The following is a 1,937-nucleotide window of genomic DNA, read 5'->3' on the forward strand; positions in this document are numbered from 1 at the left end:
TCTATCGGGGCCAGATCGTCAACCCCGTTGCGCTGCTCGTGCGCTCGACCTCGTCGCCCTATGGCGATGCGATGGGGATGCAGTACCAGGTGCCGTACTGTTTCATGAGCGGCGGCCCGGAAATCCAGTACCGCAAGGCGGAGCCGGCGGGGCTGGCGCTGGAATTCACGGCGATGCTCGATCCGAGCCAGGCCCTTCCCTGGGACGCGCTCGCCCAACTCGTCGAGCAGCACCAGCCGCCGCTGCCGTAACCTCGTCCGTTCCTGACCGCTTTGCACGGGAGGCCTGCCATGGCCGAGACTGCCATTCTCGATCTCGAGACGCTGATCAAGCGTCCAACCATCCGCATCGACGGCAAGCTCTACGAGCTGCGCGCGCCGGACGAGCTGTCGGTCCTCGACAGCCAGTGGCTGACGACGGCCGGCAAGCGGATCGAGCAGCTTGCCGCTGCCGGCGACCCGGAGGGCAAGCTGCCCGAGCTGCTGGAGGCAGTGGTGCGGCGGATCCTGGTCGACGTGCCGGACGAGGTGCTGGCGCGCCTGTCCGAGGCGCACCGGATGGCGATCTGCGAGGTTTTTACCGTGCTCCTGCTGCGGCGCCGGATGGCGGTGGCAGGAGCGATCGCCGGCAAGCTGACCGAGGCGACCGCGCAGGGCGCACGGACTGGGGAGACGTCATCCCCCGGCTCGCCCGATATTACGGCGGCAGCCCGGACGACTGGCTGAGGCAGGTGCCGGCAGGCCTGGTGCGGGCGTGCATCACCATGCTCCCGAAGCTGCAGGCCGAAGAGCAACTGGCGGCGATCAGTGCCGCGTCGATCGGCGGCGGTCACGTGAAGCCGGCGGACAGCCGCCGCGCGATCCGCGATCTGGAGCGGGCGGCGAATGGCGGGCGCCGGCGGGCGATGAAGGCGACGCCGGACATCCTCGCGGCAATGGGGATCGCCGTCATCAAGCAGCAGGAGGGTGGCGATGAGCGGTGAGCGGCTCGGGCAGGCGCTGCTCGACCTCGACACGAACGACAAGAAATTCGACAAGAACATCGACCGTGCCGAGAAGAAGGCGACGGGCCTTGGCCGGACCTTCGACCTGACGGCGGCGAAGGCCGCGAAGATGGGCGCCCAGCTCGCCGCGGCAGCGGCGGTCGGCGTCGCCGCGCTCGCCGCGCTCGTGCGCGTCTCGATCAATCAGGCCGACGCCATGAGCAAGGCGGCGCAGCGGGCGGGGGTGACCACCGAGGCGCTCTCGCGGCTCGCCTGGGCGGGGGAGCTGTCGGACGTCAATATGTCGACGCTGACCGGCTCGATGGTCAAGCTGACCAAGACCATGAGCGATGTCGCCTCCGGCGCCGACAAAGGCGCCGCTGCCTTGTTCCGGGCGCTCGATGTATCGGTGACCGATGCGGAGGGCAAGCTGCGCAGCGCCGACAGCGTCATGATCGACCTGGCCGACCGCTTTTCGCGGATGGAGGAAGGCGCGGACAAGACCGCGCTGGCGATCAAGGTCTTTGGCAAGTCGGGTGCCGAGATGATCCCGCTGCTCAACAATGGCCGTCAGGGCCTGGCCGACATGGCGGCCGAAAGCGACCGCCTCGGCAAGACGATCTCGACCGAGTTTGGCAAAAGGGCCGAGGTGTTCAACGACACGCTCACCCGGATCTGGGCGGCCGGCGCCGGGCTGGTCAACAAGATCGCTGAAGCGCTGCTGCCGCAGTTGCAGGAATTCGCGGACATGCTGGCCGATCCGCAGTTTGTCGAGAATGCGCAGAGCCTGGCGCAAGGGGTGGTGGCCGCATTCGGGCTGATTGTGAAAGCGGTCGACGACTCGGTCGGCGCGCTGAAAACAATGCGCAGTTGGCTCGAATGGGCCGCCACTCACGACCCTTTTGGCAACGCTCTGCCGCAGGCTGCCATTGATCGGCGCAACGCTATCCTCGCC

2 protein-coding genes and 2 pseudogenes are annotated in these 1,937 nt (G+C 67.9%); all 4 read left to right on the plus strand.

The annotated features are described in order from the left end of the window. Positions 1-251, plus strand: a pseudogene (locus TSB10P1A_RS23465) (hypothetical protein); the annotation flags it as partial. 39 nt (positions 252-290) lie between these two features. Continuing rightward, on the plus strand, positions 291-725 hold the full coding sequence (locus TSB10P1A_RS23470; protein ID WP_186390392.1) for a hypothetical protein: 435 nt from the start codon (positions 291-293) through the stop codon (positions 723-725). A 38-nt stretch (positions 726-763) separates the two neighbouring features. Continuing rightward, positions 764-982, plus strand: a complete 219-nt coding sequence (locus tag TSB10P1A_RS23475; protein WP_186390393.1) for a hypothetical protein — start codon at positions 764-766, stop codon at positions 980-982. After that, positions 972-1,937, plus strand: a pseudogene (locus TSB10P1A_RS23480) (hypothetical protein); the annotation flags it as partial. The gene TSB10P1A_RS23475 and the pseudogene TSB10P1A_RS23480, both read left to right, overlap by 11 nt.

It is taken from the genome of Stappia sp. TSB10P1A, assembly GCF_900185725.1.
Classification (GTDB): domain Bacteria; phylum Pseudomonadota; class Alphaproteobacteria; order Rhizobiales; family Stappiaceae; genus Stappia.